The organism is Micromonospora sp. NPDC000442, assembly GCF_042898635.1.
Lineage (GTDB): Bacteria > Actinomycetota > Actinomycetes > Mycobacteriales > Micromonosporaceae > Micromonospora.
The window spans coordinates 1-17,388 of the sequence record NZ_JBIAYZ010000024.1; the positions used below are offsets into that span (position 1 = coordinate 1).

13 protein-coding genes are annotated in these 17,388 nt (G+C 71.7%); 6 read left to right on the top strand and 7 right to left on the bottom strand.

The features are described from left to right. Positions 1 to 2,022: heavy metal translocating P-type ATPase (locus ACFY2A_RS26840; RefSeq protein WP_387175618.1), on the bottom strand; the 2,022-nt coding region annotated here is incomplete at its 3' end. Between the two features lie 176 nt (positions 2,023 to 2,198). Here ACFY2A_RS26840 and ACFY2A_RS26845 point away from each other — a divergent pair. After that, positions 2,199 to 3,203 (top strand): Acg family FMN-binding oxidoreductase, encoded by a 1,005-nt coding sequence (locus ACFY2A_RS26845; protein WP_363917520.1) that lies wholly within the window; start codon positions 2,199 to 2,201, stop codon positions 3,201 to 3,203. 134 nt (positions 3,204 to 3,337) lie between these two features. After that, positions 3,338 to 5,011 (top strand): GAF domain-containing protein, encoded by a 1,674-nt coding sequence (locus ACFY2A_RS26850; RefSeq protein ID WP_387175720.1) that lies wholly within the window; start codon positions 3,338 to 3,340, stop codon positions 5,009 to 5,011. 56 nt (positions 5,012 to 5,067) lie between these two features. Here ACFY2A_RS26850 and ACFY2A_RS26855 read toward each other — a convergent pair whose 3' ends face one another. Continuing rightward, positions 5,068 to 5,706 (bottom strand): response regulator transcription factor, encoded by a 639-nt coding sequence (locus ACFY2A_RS26855; RefSeq protein WP_281566709.1) that lies wholly within the window; start codon positions 5,704 to 5,706, stop codon positions 5,068 to 5,070. Positions 5,707 to 6,021: 315 nt separating this feature from the next. Here ACFY2A_RS26855 and ACFY2A_RS26860 point away from each other — a divergent pair, with 315 nt between their 5' ends. Continuing rightward, positions 6,022 to 6,996 carry an Acg family FMN-binding oxidoreductase gene (locus ACFY2A_RS26860; RefSeq protein ID WP_387175620.1) on the top strand — a complete coding sequence of 325 codons (975 nt, stop codon included), beginning with the start codon at positions 6,022 to 6,024 and terminating at the stop codon, positions 6,994 to 6,996. 35 nt (positions 6,997 to 7,031) lie between these two features. Here ACFY2A_RS26860 and ACFY2A_RS26865 read toward each other — a convergent pair whose 3' ends face one another. From ACFY2A_RS26865 to ACFY2A_RS26880, 4 genes are all read right to left on the bottom strand, one after another. Beyond that, positions 7,032 to 8,060: an NAD-dependent epimerase/dehydratase family protein gene (locus tag ACFY2A_RS26865; RefSeq protein WP_387175622.1), complete on the bottom strand. Its 1,029-nt coding sequence runs from the start codon at positions 8,058 to 8,060 to the stop codon at positions 7,032 to 7,034. A gap of 275 nt (positions 8,061 to 8,335) precedes the next feature. After that, positions 8,336 to 9,349, bottom strand: coding sequence for a LacI family DNA-binding transcriptional regulator (locus ACFY2A_RS26870; RefSeq protein WP_387175624.1), 1,014 nt, complete (start codon positions 9,347 to 9,349; stop codon positions 8,336 to 8,338). 128 nt (positions 9,350 to 9,477) lie between these two features. Then, entirely contained in the window at positions 9,478 to 10,515 is a 1,038-nt protein-coding gene (locus ACFY2A_RS26875; RefSeq protein ID WP_387175626.1) for a LacI family DNA-binding transcriptional regulator, read from the bottom strand. A 99-nt stretch (positions 10,516 to 10,614) separates the two neighbouring features. Continuing rightward, positions 10,615 to 11,907, bottom strand: a complete 1,293-nt coding sequence (locus tag ACFY2A_RS26880) for an extracellular solute-binding protein (protein WP_363917509.1) — start codon at positions 11,905 to 11,907, stop codon at positions 10,615 to 10,617. 251 nt (positions 11,908 to 12,158) lie between these two features. Between ACFY2A_RS26880 and ACFY2A_RS26885 the strand changes: the two genes are divergently transcribed. The 3 genes from ACFY2A_RS26885 (at position 12,159) to ACFY2A_RS26895 (ending at position 16,141) form a co-directional block, all read left to right on the top strand. Next, complete coding sequence (locus tag ACFY2A_RS26885) at positions 12,159 to 13,781, top strand: glycoside hydrolase family 43 protein (protein WP_387175628.1); 1,623 nt, start codon at positions 12,159 to 12,161, stop codon at positions 13,779 to 13,781. Between the two features lie 402 nt (positions 13,782 to 14,183). Then, positions 14,184 to 15,377, top strand: a complete 1,194-nt coding sequence (locus tag ACFY2A_RS26890; RefSeq protein ID WP_363917505.1) for an endo-1,4-beta-xylanase — start codon at positions 14,184 to 14,186, stop codon at positions 15,375 to 15,377. 95 nt (positions 15,378 to 15,472) lie between these two features. Then, a complete protein-coding gene (locus tag ACFY2A_RS26895) occupies positions 15,473 to 16,141 on the top strand; it encodes a polysaccharide deacetylase family protein (protein WP_387175630.1) in 669 nt (222 codons plus the stop codon). Between the two features lie 124 nt (positions 16,142 to 16,265). On the opposite strand, the gene ACFY2A_RS26900 is transcribed toward ACFY2A_RS26895, so the two are convergent. Continuing rightward, positions 16,266 to 17,336 carry a saccharopine dehydrogenase NADP-binding domain-containing protein gene (locus tag ACFY2A_RS26900; protein WP_387175633.1) on the bottom strand — a complete coding sequence of 357 codons (1,071 nt, stop codon included), beginning with the start codon at positions 17,334 to 17,336 and terminating at the stop codon, positions 16,266 to 16,268. Positions 17,337 to 17,388 lie beyond the last annotated feature (52 nt).

A 17,388-nucleotide genomic window follows, 5' to 3' on the forward strand; every position in this document is an offset into this window, starting at 1 on the left:
GCGGCGGGGCGGGGCCCCCCCCAACCCCCCCCCCCCCCCCCCGGGCCGGGGGGGGGGGGGGGGGCACGGGGGGGGGGGGGGGGGGGCCGGCCGGGGCCCGCCCGCCCCACGATGCCCGCCCCGGAGCGCGCGCAGCGCGTTGAGGATCACCAGTACGTCGATGCCCTCCTGAAGGAACGCGCCCGCCACCGGCGGCAGCCGACCGGCCGCCGCGAATCCCATCGCGAGCAGCGCCAACCCCATCCCCACCGTGGCGCTCTGCACCGCGATCCGGCGGGCGTACCGGGCCACCTCGACCGCGTCGGCGAGCGGATCGAGGCGGTCGACGCTCAGCACCGCGTCGGCGACATCGGCCGAGGCGGTCGCCCCGGTGGCCCCCATCGCCACGCCGACATGCGCCGCCGCCAGCGCCGGAGCGTCGTTGACCCCATCACCGACCATCACCGTCACCGCCCGGCCCGCCTCGGCTCGAACCCGGCTCACCTTCTCCTGCGGGGTGCACCGGGCCAGCACGTCGTCGACGCCCACCGCGTCGGCGACCCGGCGGGCATCCTCCGGCCGGTCCCCGGTGACCATCACGATCCGGGTGAGCCCGACGGCACGCAGCCGCGCCACGGTCCGGCGGGCGTCGGGGCGTACCGGATCCTCCAGCAGGACGGCGCCGAGCGGCCCGGCCTCGTCGGCCACCCAGACCAGCGAGTGTCCCGCCGCGACGGCCCGGCGGCTGGCCTGCTCGGCCCACTCCGGCAACGTCCCGGGAAGCTGGCCGACCCGGATCCGCCGCCCGTCGACCCGCCCGCTCACCCCCCGGCCCGGCTCCTCGGTCACCTCTGCCGGAGTGACCAGTCGCAGGCCGCTCTCACCGGCGGCACGCACCAGCGCCGCCGCCAGCACGTGCGAGGACAACTGTTCCACCGAGGCGGCCACGCGCAGCACCTCGTCCGGGTCACCGCCGGGAGCCACGACGGTGTCGGCGACCCGGGGACGGCCGGCGGTGAGCGTGCCGGTCTTGTCGACAAGCACGGTGCGCGCCCGCCCCAGGACCTCCAGCGAACCGCCGTCGCGAACCAGGACCCCGCGCCGGGCCACCCGGGACAACCCGGAGACGATGGCGATCGGCGTGGCCAGCAGCAACGGACACGGTGTCGCCACCACCAGCACCGCCACCGCGCGGAGGAACTCGCCGGAGAGCACCCAGCCCAGCCCGGCCAGCACCAGTGTGAACGGCACGAAGGCGGCGGCGTACCGGTCGGCCAGCCGCACCGTCGGTGCCTTGCGCGCGGTCGCCTCCTCCGCCAGCCGGACGATCCCGGCGTACGTGCTGCGCTCGGCGCTCTCCGTGGCCCGCAACCCGAACGCGGCCCCGGCGTTGACCACACCGCTGGACACCCGGGCCCCGGCCACCCGCTCGACGAGCCGGGACTCGCCGGTGACCACCGACTCGTCCAACGTCGCGGCGGTCTCGGTGACGCCGTCGACGGCGACCACGTCACCCGGGCCGACAAGCAACCGGTCACCGGCCGCCACCCGGTCCACCGGCACCACCTCGACGCCACCGTCGGCGGTACGCCGCCGCGCGGTACGCGGTGCCCGCTCCAGCAGCGCCCGCAGGTCCCGGGTCGCCCGCCGCTGCGCGTACGACTCCAAGCTCCGCCCGGTGGCCAGCATCACCGCGACCACCGCACCGGCCAGGTACTCGCCGACGACAAGTGCGCCGCCCAGCGCCAGCACGGCGATCACGTCCACGCCGAACCGTCGCCGCAGCAACTCCCGCAGCACCGACGCGGCAGCCGGCAGCAACGCGACCAGGGTGGCCACCGCCCACAGCGCGTCGGCAGCGCCCGAACGCCCGGCCAGTCGCACCGCCGCGCCGGCCAGCACCAGCAGCGTGAGTCCGGCCAGCGGGGTCCACAGCCACCAGTTCCGACGCCGCCGACCGGATCCCTCGGATTCGGGTCGCGCCGGCTGGTCCGGCAGGCACTCGCCGTTGCCCCGGTCACCTGCCGACCGCTGCTCCCTCACCTGCGGATCGTCTCAGCCGGGTCGAATGGTCGGGGCGGAACGCGGGTCACAGGTCCCGTCCGGTCGGGACGTGCGGGTCGTGCGAGGCGCCGGCCGATGGCGCACGATGAACCGGACCGCGCCCACAGCCGTACCGAGGTGCGGCACCATGGGGCAGAGACGGAAAGGTCGTGAGGATGAGCCACCAGACGCCGGCTACCCACCGCCCGCTGACCACCGCACTCGCGGAGGCCGCCGCGATGGCCGGTCATGCGCCGTCGGTGCACAACAGCCAGCCGTGGCGCTGGCGGGTGCTGCCCGACGCGTTGGAGCTGCGGATGGTGCGCGACACCAGGCTGGCCGCCACCGATCCGCAGGGCGAACTGGTCACCCTCAGCTGCGGTGCGGCGCTGCACCATGCCCGGCTGGCGTTGGCCGCCGAAGGATGGGCGACAAGCGTGCAGCGGATGCCCGACCCGGGCGACCCTGACCTGCTCGCCCGGCTCACCGAGCCACGAGCCACCGGCGCCGACCCGGACGCGATGCGGTCGGTGCAGTGCATGCAGGTGCGGCACACCGACCGACGTCCGGTCAGCGACGAGCCGGTCTCCGCCGACTCGTTGAGCGCCATCGCGTCGGCCGCCGGCCGGGAGGGTGCCCGGTTGGAGATCCTCGACCGCGACCAGGTGCTGCAACTGGCCGCGTCCGCCTCGCACGCCGCCACGGTCGAGGCGGAGGACTCCCAACTGCGGGAGGAACTGGAGTACTGGACCAGCCGCGCCGGCGGGACCGGGCTCACCGCGGAGGTGCTGCCGGAGCAGCCCACGCAGACCACTGTGCCGGGCCGGGACTTCGGTCGCCCCGGCACCCTGCCGGTCGGGCCGGGGCACGACCGGGCGGCGTCCTACGCGGTGCTCTACGGCGACCAGGACGAGCCGGTCGACTGGCTACGTGCCGGCGAGGCGCTGTCGGCTGCCTGGCTGGCCGCCACCCGACTGGGTGTCTCGATGGTGCCGCTCAGCGGCGTGGTCGAGGTGCCGGCCACCCGGCAGACCCTGCGCCAGATGCTCGCCGGGCTCGGCCACCCGTACCTCGGTCTGCGCCTGGGGGTCGCCGACCCGGCCCACGCCGGCCCACCGCACACCCCGCGACTGCCCCGCGAGCAGGTGGTGGACACCTCGGCCGTGTCCGGCGACGCCTAGCGGTGTGCCGTGTCGTGGCGAGGTCCAGGCGGCGATCGGCAAGGCGGAACATTCCCGCACGGCCGGCCACCGGCTAGCATCGCCGGGTGACCGTCGGTGCACCCAACCCCCGGCACGAGCCACCGTCGCTCGGCCTGAGCCCGCTGTCCCGAGTCCGTTTGGACGAACTGCTCCAGGAGATGCTGGATCGCGTCGGCGAGGTGGTGACCAGCCGGGAACGACTGCGGGCGCTACTCGACGCCGTCGTCGGCATCGGCACCGACCTGGATCTGCGCAGCACCCTGCGGCGCATCGTGCAGGCGGCCTGCGACCTGGCCGGTGCCCGCTACGGCGCGCTCGGGGTGATCGGCCCCGACCGGATGCTGCACGACTTCATCACCCACGGCATCTCCCCCGAGCTGCACGCGAAGATCGGTGATCTGCCGCACGGCCGGGGAGTGCTCGGCCTGCTCATCGACGAGCCGAAGCCGGTACGGATGCCGGACATCACCCAGCATCCGAACTCCTACGGCTTCCCGCCGCACCATCCGCCGATGCACACCTTCCTCGGGGTGCCGGTCCGCATCCGCGACCAGGTCTTCGGCAATCTCTACCTCGCCGAGAAGCAGGGCGGCGCCGAGTTCACCGAGGACGACGAGGAGATCGTCGTCGCGCTCGCCGGAGCGGCCGGCGTGGCGATCGAGAACGCCCGGCTGTACGCGCTGGCCCACCGGCGGGAACGCTGGCTCTCCGCCACCGCCGAGATCACCTCGGTGCTGCTCGGCGAGGTGCGCCGTACCGACGCGCTGACCCTGGTGGCCCGTCGCGCCCGCGAGGTCGCCGAGGCCGAGCTGGCCCTCGTGCTGCTCTACGACGAGGATGCGGACCATTTCACCGTCGAGGTCGTCGACGGCGTCGGTAGCCAGGCTCGCGCGCTGGTCGGCACGGTGCTGCCGGTCGCCGACACCAGCTTCGCCGGCCCGGTCGTGGCGGGCCGGCACGACTCGGTGGAGGATCTGGCCCACGCCGCGCCGTGGCCGGCGGTGCTGCACACCGGGCCGGCGGTGATCTCTCCGCTGGCCACCGCCGACACCCTGCACGGCGTGCTGGTGATCGCGCACAGCGCCGACCACGGCGGTGCCACCGACGACGACGTGACCCTGCTGGGCAGCTTCGCCGGTCAGGCGGCGCTGGCCATGGAACGCGCCCGTGGCCAGGAGGAACGCGAGCAACTGGTGGTTCTGGAGGACCGCGAGCGGATCGCCCGGGACCTGCACGACGTGGTGATCCAGCGGTTGTTCGCCACCGGCCTGCAACTGCAGAGCGCGGTGCCGTTGACGGCGCGACCGGAGGTCGCCAAGCGGATCAACGCCGCGGTCGACGACCTGGACACCACAATCAAGGACATCCGCCGCACCATCTTCGAGCTGCGTACCCCAATGAGCGCGGCGCTGCGTACCGAGATCCGCGAGGCGGTGGAAGCCGCCGCCGAGTCGTTGGGTTTCCGGCCGAGGCTGGAGCTGATCGGGCCGATCGACAGCGCCGTACCGGACGAGGTGCGCCCCGAACTCGCCGCCGTGCTCCGCGAGGCGCTGTCCAACGCGGTACGCCACGCCGAGGCCACGGCGGTGTCGGTGGCGGTACGCGTCGACGCCACCCAGGTCAGCGTCACCGTCACCGACAACGGAGTGGGCTGCGACCCGGCCGCCGCCCGGGGCGGGCTGGTGAACCTGCGCGAACGCGCCGAACGGCACGCCGGCACCTTCGAGGTACGCGGTGCCGAACCGCGCGGCACCGAGCTGCACTGGTCGGTCCCGCTCCGGGCCTGAGCCGCACTTGTCGGTCCCGCTGACGGGCCTGAGCCGCCGCAGCCCTGCGGGTGGGGTCAGTGGGTCTTGCCGAGCAGGCGGGTGGCCAGCACCGCGGCCTGGGTACGACGCTCCAGGCCGAGCTTGGCCAACACGCTGGAGACGTAGTTCTTCACCGTCTTCTCGGCCAGGAACATCTTGCTGGCGATCTCCCGGTTGGTCAGCCCCTCGGCGACGTACTCCAGGATGCGCCGCTCCTGCTCGGTGAGGGACTGCAACTCGCGGGGCTGCTCCACGCCGCTGCGGATGCGGTCCAGCACCCGGGTGGTGATCGCCGGGTCGAGCAGCGACTGACCGGCCGCCACCCGGCGTACCGCGTCGACGAGGTCGGTGCCGCGGATCTGCTTGAGCACGTACCCGGAGGCACCGGCCATGATCGCGGCGAAAAGTGCCTCGTCGTCCTCGTACGAGGTGAGGATCAGCCCCTTGATCGAGGAGTCCACGGCCCGGATGTCCCGGCACACGTCGATGCCGTTTCCGTCGGGTAGCCGGGCGTCGAGGATCGCCACGTCGGGCCGGAGCGCCGGAATCCGGCGGGCCGCCTCCGGGGCGGAGCCGGACTCACCAACCACCTCTATGTCGCCACTGGCATGCAGCAGATCGGCCAGACCACGACGGACGACCTCGTGGTCGTCAAGCAGAAACACCCGGATCATCCCCCCTTTCTACCCCCTCCCGCCCACCCCCGCCCGGGCCAAAAGTCCCAACCTCCCCCACCCAACCTCCCCCACCCACCCCACCCACCCCACCCACCCACCCACCCCACCCAACCAACTTCCACCCCGTTGATCATGAAGTTGTTGCGGCTGGGTCCGGCGTGGCGCGACAACAACTTCATGATCAGCTTCCGGCGGGTGGGGTCAGGGAGGGCGGGGTGTCCTGGGGGTTCGGGACGTGTGGCCCTGCTGGGTGGGTGGGGGCGGGGGGCACCGTGGGGAAGAGGTAGCAGGCGAATGCGAGGGGGCCCGACCATGGAAACCGGCTACACCGTCGAACAACTGCGGGCCGCCGCGACAGACGCGGTCCGTGCACCGTCGCTGCACAACGTCCAGCCGTGGCGGTTCCGGCTGCGCGACGGTGGAATCGAGGTGCTCCTCGACCCGACCCGGCGGCTGCCCGCCACCGACCCGAGCGGCTGGGGTGCCCGCGTCGCCGGCGGAGCGGCGCTGTTCAATTTGCGCCTCGCCCTGGCGGTGGCCGGCGCCCCGGCGACGGTACGACTGCGTCCGTACCCGTCGGAACCGGACGTGCTGGCCCGGCTGGTTCCGGACCTGCCGCGCCGACCCAGCCCCGCCGAGCAGAGCCTCTACGCGGCCATTCCACGCCGGTTCAGCAACCGTGCCCCGTTCTGGCCCGACCCGGTTCCGGCCGACTCCCGCTGGCGGCTGGGTGAGGCGGCCCGGGCCGAGCACTGCTGGCTGGAGTTGCTGATCGGGGTGAGCGCCGTCAACGCCTTCGCCGAGATCGCTCGCGGCGCGCACCGGGTCCTCGAACGCGACCCCGCCTACCGGGCGGAACGCGAGGCGTGGGTACGCGCGGGAGACGAGCCGGACGGCGTCCCGGTCACCGCCAGCGGCCCCCAGGCCGAGCCCCATGACCTGCTTCCGTCGCGTGGCTTCGGCGGTATTCCGCGGGCACCCGGACGCGACTTCGAGCCGGAGCCACTCGTGGCGGTGCTCGGCTCCGCCGGCAACACCGCCGTCGACCAGGTGGTCGCGGGTCAGGCGTTGCAGCGGATGCTGCTGACCGCCACCGACGCCGGGCTGTCCGTGTCGATGCTGTCTCAACCGATCGAGGTGCCGTCGGCCCGGGAGCAGCTCCGGCTGTCGCTGGGACGGTTCGGTACGCCACAGATGGTGATGCGGATCGGGTACGGCCAGCCGGGCCGGCCCACTCCCCGCCGCGCGGTGGACGAGGTGCTGGACCTGCCGGTGCACCTCGCCTAGCGGCTGTCAGCGGTGGGTGGCACCGGGGACGGCCGTCAGCGGGGTGGCACCGGGGACGGGACGTCGGTGGTCAGGGTCGCGAGCAGGCCGGCCTCCCGGGCCGGGTCCAGACCGACCGGCCGCCGGGCCGGTCGACCGGCGCGGGCCGGCACCGAACCCACCCGGCGCAACCAGGCCCAGGTGTCGACGACGGTTTCGGTCACCGGTCGGCAGCTGAGCCCGTCAGCGTACGCACGGGTGACGTCCATCTGCTGCATCCACCGGTACTCGTGCCCCGGCGGAATCCAGACCGGCAGATCGTTCCACGGTTCCACACCCGCGGCGAGCAGTTGCCCCGGCTCGACCCAACGCAGCCGAGCGTCAGCGCCGGTGGCCGTCACACCGACGGTGAGCAGCTCGCCCATGGTGGTGTGGCCGGGTCGGCTCACCACGTTGACCGCACCGGCCTGGCCGGCGACCCCGGCGTCCAGCAGGAAGGCCGCCAGGTCGCGGACGTCGACGTACTGCACGGGCAGGTCGGCAGGGCCGGGCGCGAGCACGTCACCGCCCCGGGCCAGGCGGTTCAGCCACCACGGCAGCCGGCCGATGTCCTCGCCCGGACCGAGGATCAGCCCGGCCCGGGCGAGCAGCACCCGGTCGCCGAACACCACGCGTAGGGCCCGCTCGGCACCGGCCTTGAGCGTCGGGTACTCACCGTCGATGTCGTCCGGGGCGGCGTCGACCAGCGGCGCCTGCTCGGTCACGCCGGCCGGTACCGGCCGGGCGTACACCGAACCGCTGGAGACGTAGACGTAGCGCCCGACCCGTTCGGCCAGCATCCGTGCCGTCGCCTGGGCGGCGCGGGGCGCGCCGTCCCAGGTGTCGACGACGAGATCCCACTCTCCCTCGGCCAGCGCGGCCAACCCGTCGACGGTGGTGCGGTCACCCACCAATTGCCGTACGCCAGCCGGGGGCGCCCCGTGCCGCCCCCGGTTGAACGTCGTCACCGCCCAGCCCCGGTGGATCGCCTCGGCGACCACCGCCCCGCCGACGAATCCCGACCCGCCCAGCATGAGGAGTTTCATCTGAGCCACCCTGCCCCTTGTCGCCGGCGTCTGGGTGGCTCGTTCACCGTCAGCGGATCTGCCAACGGCAGAAGCCGGCGACGACCTGCGCCTGGCCGGGTGGAAGGTGGGTGCCGTGTCCGGCGGACGGCGTGGGCGTCCGCCGGACACGGCCGGGCGGTGCCGCGGGCACGGCGGGCACCACCAGCCAGTTCCTTGGTGAAAGGACGGCGAGTCCCATCGTCGGCCCCACCGGATGCCGCGTCAACAACTTCCGGAAAAATATCGATACCTGGTTAGGCCGCAGCCGCGCTGTCCCGGATGACGAGTTCGGTGGCGAGTTCCACCCGGGGGCTCTCCACCTGCTCGCCTCGGGCCAGCCGCAGCACCGTCCGCGCCGCCAACATCCCCATCTCGGCCAGCGGCTGCCGCACCGTGGTCAACGGCGGCGAGCACCACTGGACCTCCGGCAGGTCGTCGAAACCCACCACGCTGATGTCGTCCGGTACGCGCAGACCGCGTTGCCGGACCGCCTCGTACACGCCCAACGCCATCTGGTCGCTCGACGCGAAGATCGCCGTCGGCGGCTCGGCCAGGCCCAGCAACCGCACCCCACCGTTGAAACCGGCCTCGTGGTAGAAGTCGCCCGGGCAAACCAGGTCCTCGTCGAAGGACAGCCCGGCGGCTTCCAGGGCCGCCCGGTAGCCGTCCATCCGGGCCCGGCTGCACATCAACTGCGGCGGCCCGGCGATGAACCCGATCCGCCGATGCCCCAGCCCGATCAGATACTCCGTCGCCCGCAGGCCCCCTGCCCAGTTGGTGGCACCGATCGTCGTCGCCTCCCGGGCCGGCAGGCCGTCCGCGTCGACGATCACGACCGGGATGCTCAGCCGGCGCAGCTCGGCCTGCAGGGGTGGCTCGACCATCGAGGTCACGAAGATCACGCCCTCGGTGCCCCGGCGGCGCATGCCGTCCAGCCACTGCTCCGCGGAGGAGGTCTGCCGGTGGATGGCCGACACGACGGTGCCCACCCCCGCAGCGTGCGCCACATCCTCCACACCCCGGATGATCTCCACCGCCCACGGACTGTCCAGGTCGTTGAAGACCAGGTCCACCAACCCCGAACTGGCCCGCATACTCGGCGGCCGACGCCGGTAACCATGCCGCGTCAGCAACTCCTCCACCCGCTCACGGGTCTGCGGAGCCACATCCGAACGACCATTGATCACCCGGGACACCGTCGGCACCGACACCCCCGCCAGGTCCGCTATCGCGGAAATCGTGATCTTCCGGGTGTCTCTGGCAACCACGGCACTCCCTACCCAACCGGTACGGCGACAGCCCGCACCCTGCCCCGGGGCGGCCAGGGCGGGCAACCAGCCGCCCGCCCACACCCTAGTGCCGAAAATTTCACTCGACTATCGGTAGTTGGCGCAGTTCACTCCGACGACCCCCGGTCGGCCTTCGGCGCGGCCGCACTGTCCCGGATGACGAGTTCGGTGGCGAGTTCCACCCGGGGGCTCTCCACCTTCTCACCGCGGGCCAGCCGCAGCACCGTCCGCGCCGCCAACATCCCCATCTCGGCCAGCGGCTGCCGCACCGTGGTCAACGGAGGCGAGCACCACCGGACCTCCGGCAGGTCGTCGAAACCCACCACACTGATGTCATCAGGCATCCGCAGACCGCGCTGCCGGACCGCCTCGTACACGCCCAACGCCATCTGGTCGCTCGACGCGAAGATCGCCGTCGGCGGCTCGGTCAGGCCCAGCAGCCGCGCCCCACCGGAAAAGCCGGCCTCGTGGTAGAAGTTGCCCGCCTGGATCAACCGGTCGTCGATCGGGATCCCGGCGGCTTCCAGGGCCGCCCGGTAGCCGTCCATCCGGGCCCGGCTGCACATCAACTGCGGCGGCCCCGCGATGAACCCGATCCGCCGGTGCCCCAGCCCGATCAGATACTCCGTCGCCCGCAGGCTCCCCGCCCAGTTGGTGGCGCCGATGGTCGGCGCGTCCTGGGCGGGGACACCCGCCGGGTCGACGATCACGGCCGGGATGTTGAGCCGGCGCAACTCCGCCTGCTGTGGCGGTTCGAGGGTGGAGGTCACGAAGATGACCCCCTCGGTGGACCGGGTCCGGATGTTGTCCAGCCACTGCTTGGCCGAGGACGAGCGGCGGTGGATGGCCGACACGACGGTGCCCACCCCCGCAGCGTGCGCCACATCCTCCACACCCCGGATGATCTCCACCGCCCACGGACTGTCCAGGTCGTTGAAGACCAGGTCCACCAACCCCGAACTGGCCCGCATACTCGGCGGCCGACGCCGGTAACCATGCCGCGTCAGCAACTCCTCCACCCGCTCACGGGTCTGCGGAGCCACATCCGAACGACCATTGATCACCCGGGACACCGTCGGCACCGACACCCCCGCCAGGCGGGCGATGGCCGCGATGGTCACTGTCCGGTTGTCGTTGGCAGCCATGCGCCCTCCCTACTTCGCTCATCCCTCGACGCCGCCGGCGGTAGCGCCGACGGGCTGACGTACGGCGACGGCGCGGTGCCCGAGCGCCGGCGACACCCGCTACTGCTTCTTCGCGACCCTGGTGATGTCCTTGACGATCTCGTCCGGCCGCTTCGTGCCGGCGATCAGCTGGGCCACACTCTCGTTTACCTGCTGACCCACCGCCGGTGGGTACGCCTGGTCGAGGTAGAGCTGGAAGCCGGTCGCGATGCCCAGGTTCGCCGCCACGACCTGGTTGTTGAGGTCCTTGATCCCGCCGACCGCGGCCTGGTTGGTGGGCAGTACCGCGCCGGTCTGCGCGGCCCGGCGCTGGTTCCTCGCCTGGAGCAGCGTCCGCAGGAACTCCACGGTTGCGGGCGGTGCGTCGCGGCCGACCACGAAGCCGTTACCGCCACCGAACGCGTCGGTGGCCGAGCCCTTGCCGTCCTCGACGGCCGGGAAGGGGAAGAAGGCGAGCCGGTCACCGAGGCCGCGCTTGCTGGTCGAGGAGGACGCCTGCACCGACGGCGCCCACTGGCCCATCAGCTCCATGGCAGCTTCCTCGTTGCCCATCGTCGCGGCCTGCCCGGTCTCGGACCCGTACTCCGCGCGCAGGTAGCCCTTCTGGAACGGCTGCATGTCGACCAGTTCCCGGAGGCGTTCACCGGCGGCGACGAAGACCGGCGTGTTGAAGTTCCGGTCCTCGGCCGCGCGCTGCAGCGCCTCGAGACCGCCGATCCGCATCGCCAGGTACGCCCAGTAGTAGTGCCCGGGCCACTTGTCCTTGCCGCCGAGCGCGATCGGGGCGATGTTGACGGCCTTGAGCTTGGTGACAACCTCCAGCAGTTCGCCCCAGGTCTTCGGCGGCGTCTCGATGTTGGCCTTGGCGAAGTGGTCCCGGTTGTACCAGAAGCCGACCATGCCGATGTCGAACGGAATGCCGTAGATCTTGTCGTTCACCGTGTACGGCTGCAACGAGGCGGGCAGCAGCTGACCGATCCAACCCTGGACCTCGCTGGTGATGTCCTTGACGAGACCGGCCTCGACCTGCTGCTGGAGTGCCCCGCCGCCCCACGACTGGAACAGGTCCGGTGGCATCGCCGCCTCGACCGCACCGTTCAGCTTCGTCTTGAACGCCTCGACCTCCAACGGCTGCACCTCGACGGTGACGTGGGTGTGCGCGTTCTCGTACTGCCGTGCCAGATCAGCCCAGACGCTGAGCATCGGCTCGGCGTCCTGGACGTGCCACCATCTGATCTTCTGCGGGCTCGCGGAAGCGCCGCCGTCCCCATCCCCGCAGGCGCCGAGCAGGAGTGCGCCGGCACCAGCGCCGGCCAACCCCAGCAGCGACCGGCGGGAGAGGTGCGATGTCATGGTTCATCCCTTCGGGAGGCGTAGTACGCGGAGGGAACACCACCGCGCTCGGCGGCGGCCATGAAAACGGGATCGCAAGTTTCGCTTCGATACCGGTATTTTCGACGTGATGGCCGGCACGTTACGACGGCTTTGCGTCGCCGGTCAAGGGGGTGTCGCGAGCCGACGCGAGCCGATACCGTGAGCGCAATCTTGGCACTTCCGGAGTATTTCCGGGAATAAACCGGGATCGTGACCTGAAGGAGTCGAACATGTCGACCGAGATCGCAGACGTGGCTATCGCCCGGTCGATCCGCAACCCCGTCCTCACCGGCTTCCATCCGGATCCGTCGATCCTGCGGGTCGACGGCGACTACTATCTGGCTACCTCCACCTTCGAGTGGTATCCCGGTGTGCGGGTGCACCACTCGAAGGACCTCGTCCACTGGCGGGAGCTCGGCGGGATCATCACCGAACGACGCCTGCTCGACCTGCGCGGCTGCGGCGACTCCAACGGGATCTGGGCGCCCGACCTCACGTACCACGACGGACTGTTCCACCTGGTCTACAGCGACGTCGCCAGCTTCGCCAGCGGTTACTGGGACGCTCAGAACTTCCTCACCACCGCGCCGACCATCACGGGACCGTGGTCGGACCCGGTGCGGCTGCACTCGCACGGCTTCGACGCCGCGCTGTTCCACGACGACGACGGCACCTCCTGGCTGCTGGCGATGAGTGCTGACTGGCGGCCTGGGCGCGACCGCTTCGGCGGCATCGAGATTCAGCAGTATGACCCGGCCCGACGGCAACTGGTCGGCCGACCCCGGATCATCTTCACCGGCACCGAGGTAGGCCTGACCGAGGGACCACACCTCTACCGGCACGACGGCTGGTACTGGCTGGTCACCGCCGAGGGCGGCACCAGTTGGGAGCACCAGGTCACCGTGGCCCGGTCGCGGGACCTGTTCGGACCGTACGAGGTGGACCCGGCCGGGCCCCTGCTCACCTCGGTCGGTCGCCCGGAGCTGACGTTGCAGAAGGCCGGTCACGGCAGTCTGGTCCGTACCCAGCGTGGTGAGTGGTACCTGGCCCACCTGGTGGCTCGCCCCTACACTCCGCTCGGCAACTGCGTCCTCGGGCGGGAAACCGCAATACAGAAGGTCGACTGGTCGCCGGGAGGCTGGCCGTGCGTGTCCGGCCGGGTTCCGGCCGACGAGATCCCCGCCCCGGACCTGCCGGCCCATCCGTGGCCCGACGAGCCGGCCACCGACCACTTCGACGCTCCCCAGCTGGGTGCCGGCTGGTCGACCCTGCGGCGACCGGCGACCGACGACTGGATCGATTTGCGCTCCCGCCCGTCGTACCTGCGGGTGCACGGTGGCCAGTCCCCCGTCGGTAAGCAGACGCCGAGCCTGGTGGCGCGGCCGGTGGGTGCGGTCCGTTGCTCGCTGGAGACCGTCGTCGAGTTCGACCCGGGCGACCACCGGCACCTGGCGGGCATCACCGGCTACTACAACACCGAGAACTGGCACCACCTCTACCTGACCCGGGCCGACGACGGACGCTCCGTGCTGGAGCTGCTCAGCTGCGACGGCGGCCACCGCACCGCGTACCCGCAACTGACCGTCGACACGGGTGGTCGGCTGCGGGTGGGGCTGCGGGTCACCTTCGACGGCCCGGTGCTGCACTTCGCGTACGACCTCGGTGACGGTTGGCGGCGACTGCCGGTGGAACTGGATGCCACCATCCTCTCGGACGAACACGCGGCCCGGATCGTCGACGGCGAGCCAGCGGCCTGGGGCTTCACCGGCGCCCTGCTCGGCCTCTGGGTGCAGGACATCGGCGGCGACGGGCGTTACGCCGACTTCGACCACGCCACCTATCTCGAGCACTGATCCGCATCGGTGGGCGGCGCACGCCGTCCGACCGACCCGCTGCCGGCGGGCCCTCGACCCGGGCCGGCTCGACCCCGTCCACGGAACCCGCGGGAGCGAGCCGGCCCGGCCACTTCCACAGCGGCGACGGGGCCTTGGATCCGGAAGTTTCCGGTTGTAAACCGGACGTTCCAGCAGTGCACAGGGCCCACTTCCGGAATTTTTCGTGGTTGACTGCGGCCATCGATGGCCCTAACGTTTCGGCCAAGTTACCGATCGACATCCGGAAAAATATCGGCGCCCTCCGCGACCACGAGACACGTCCGGTCACGGCGCCACGTTCCGCTGCCAACCTGCTCAGCACCGGCCCTAGCCTGCACTTCATGATCGACATTTGTCGATTGAAGATCGAGAGGAATGCAGATGAAGTTGAGACGGTGGATGGCCGTCGGTGCGGTCGCCGTCGCGACCGCGACGGCATTGAACATGGTGCCGGCCACGGCCGGCCGGCCGTACGACCCGACCGCACAGACCCTGGGCGCACTCGGCCTGCGCCACGGCCTGCACATCGGCACCGCGGTCAGCGCGGACGCCCTCAACGACACCGCCGACCCGGAATACCGCAAGATCACCGCATCCGAGTTCGTCTCGGTCACCGCCGAGAACGCCATGAAGTGGGAGAGCCTCGAACCCACCCGCGGCACCTACAACTGGGAGCCGGCCGACCAGCTCGTCAACTTCGCCAAGCGCAACCGCCAGAGCGTACGAGGTCACGTGCTCGTCTGGCACAACCAGCTGCCGCAGTGGCTGACCGAAGGGGTCGCCGACGGCTCGATCAGCAAGCAGGAGCTGCGCGAGCTGCTGCGCAAGCACATCACCACGGTGGTCAAGCGCTACAAGGGCAAGATCTGGCAGTGGGACGTCGTCAACGAGGCGGTCAGCGACCCCTGGGACACTCCGCCCACCCTGCACTACAAGGGTTTCTGGGCCGAGAACCTCGGGCCCGGCTACCTCGCTGACGCGTTCCGGTGGGCCCGCGCCGCCGACCCCAAGGCACTGCTGTTCTACAACGACTACAACATCGAGGCGTTCGGCTCCGGCAACCCGGCCGACGACAAGACCCAGTTCGTCTACGACATGGTCAAGCGGCTGCGCGCCCAGGGCGTACCGATCGACGGCGTCGGCGCACAGGGCCACCTCGGCACCCAGTACGGCAACTTCAACACCTTCCAGGTGACCGAGGCGCTGAAGAAGTTCACCTCGCTCGGGGTGGCGACCGCGTTCACCGAGGTGGACGTCCGTAGCCAGATGACCGAGGCGGTTCAGGCCGGCAACACCGAGGAGATCAACCCCAGGTTGCAGGCGTCGGCCGCCAACCACAGCGTGCTGATGAAGGCCTGCCTGGCCGTCCGCAGCTGCCTCTCGTACACCGTCTGGGGCTTCAGCGACAAGCACTCCTGGGTGCCGGGCTGGTTCGACGACCCGCCCGAGGGCCTGGCCACCATCATGGACGAGAACTACCAGCCCAAGCTGGCCTACCACGAGATCAAGTCCGACCTGATCCTCGCCGGCCCGCCGTACGTCCTGCCCCGCATCGCACCCAAGCCCCGCCGCTGATCCTCGTCACGGCGGGCGGACCAGCCATCCACCACCAGCGGGCCGGGTGGGGCGCTCGGCGCCCCACCCGGCCCACCCAGCGGAAGGTCCGACCGATGTCGTCCACCACGCAGCCCCTGCATCCCCCGCGTGCCGCGTCCAGGCTGGGCCTTGGACCGCCGCCGGTACGGCCCACCGAGGTGATCGGCACCGAGCGGGTCATGTGCCTCACCTTCGACGACGGACCGCACCCGGAGCACACCCCGCACCTGCTCGACATCTTGGCCGCCCACGACGTCCGGGCGGTCTTCTTCCTTCAGGGCGACCGTGTCATCGAGCATCCCGGGCTGGTACGCCGGATCGTCGAGGCCGGGCACGCGCTGGGCAACCACAGCATGCACCACGACGACATGGGCTCCTGGACCGCCGGCCGGATCGCCTCGGACCTGCTGGAGACCAACGCGGTCATCCGGCACGCCGTCCCGCACGTCCGGGTCCCCTACTTCCGGGCACCGTACGGCGCCTGGGGCCAGACGCCCAGCGTGGCCACGGCGCTCGGGATGCGACCGATGGGCTGGCGGCTCGCCGTGACGGACTGGGAACCGCCCGGCACTGACGAGCTGCTGCGGCGCCTCATCGAGGGCGTCGCACCGGGCGCGGTGGTGCTGCTGCATGACGGCGGCGGCGACCGCAGCCAGACCGTCGACGCCGTCGACCGGGCCATCCCCGCACTGCACGCGGACGGTTGGCGTTTCGCGCTACCCACCAGCGCGGACGGGCGCTGACCGCATCCGCCCCGCATCCGCCCCGCGACCGTCCGCCTGGCCGGCCTGCCCGGCACCGCCTGACCGCTGCGCGGATCACCGCGGCTGATCCGGACCTGCGCCCGCCAGCGAAAGTTTGCCCGGATCACCGTAGGTGATCCGGACCGAAGCCCGCCAGCGCGGATTCGCGCGGGACATGCAGCGAGAGGTCCGGGGACAGGGCGGCGAGGAAGTCCGGTGCGTCGAAGGCCGCGCCCGCCGAGGCGACACCGACGGTCCTGGCCCGGCCGGTGAGGATGCGGTCGACGGCCTCAACCGCGAGCGGCGCGCTGATCGCGTAGATGTCCCGACCGGTCGCCGCCAGGCGTCGTTGCGTACCGCCGGCTCGGACGAGCACGTCGACGACGAAGGTCTGCGCGGATCGGCCGCGCTCATCGACAGCGGTCGGCGCCGACGCGTCCGCGGCGGACAGGTCCGCCGCCGCCGTGGCCGCCATGTATGTGCACACCCGTGGGACGGCCAGGTGGCTGGGCACGGTGACGACGTCGGCCATCGTGAACTCCCCGATGACGCGTTGCGAGCCGAGCGGAGCCGGGAACGGCCACTCCAGAGTCGACGGCGCGTCATCGTGGTACTCCAGCTTTCCGCTGGTGTAGCGGACCCGGCGGCGACCTCGTCGCTGTGCCGACACCGCGCCCGAGGCGCGGGTTCCGGCGGTGGGTCGCCAACTGGTCAGACCGTAGGCGATGTGCGCCTCGTCCGCCGCCGCCCAGTCGTCCATGACGGTGGTGACCAGCAGGTCACCGAGACCACCGAAGAACGCCATCGCCGGGACCACCACGACGCCCGCGGCGCGGGCCGGCGCCGCGAAGTGCCGGAACGTGTCGAGGTTCGCCTCGATCTCCGCCGCCACGTCGACGTACGGGATGCCGGCGCGCAGCGCCGCCGCCACCAGCGCGGCGGCGGTGGAGGCGAACGGTCCGGCACAGTTGATCACAGCGGTCGCGCCGCGCAGCGCACGGTCGAGGGAGGCCGGATCGTCGACCGCCGCCTGTCGCGTTTCCAGCCCCGGTCGGGTCCGCGCCAGCGCCAGCAGCTTGTCCTGGTCACGACCGAGCAGCAGCGGCAGGTAGCCGCGCTCGCACAACTCCGCGACCACGAACCTGCCGGTGTGCCCGTACGCGCCGAACACCGCCACCGCTGCACCCGATCCCATGCCTGCTCCCTGCTCGCCGCTCGACGTGATCTTCTGGGCATGACTCTGCCGG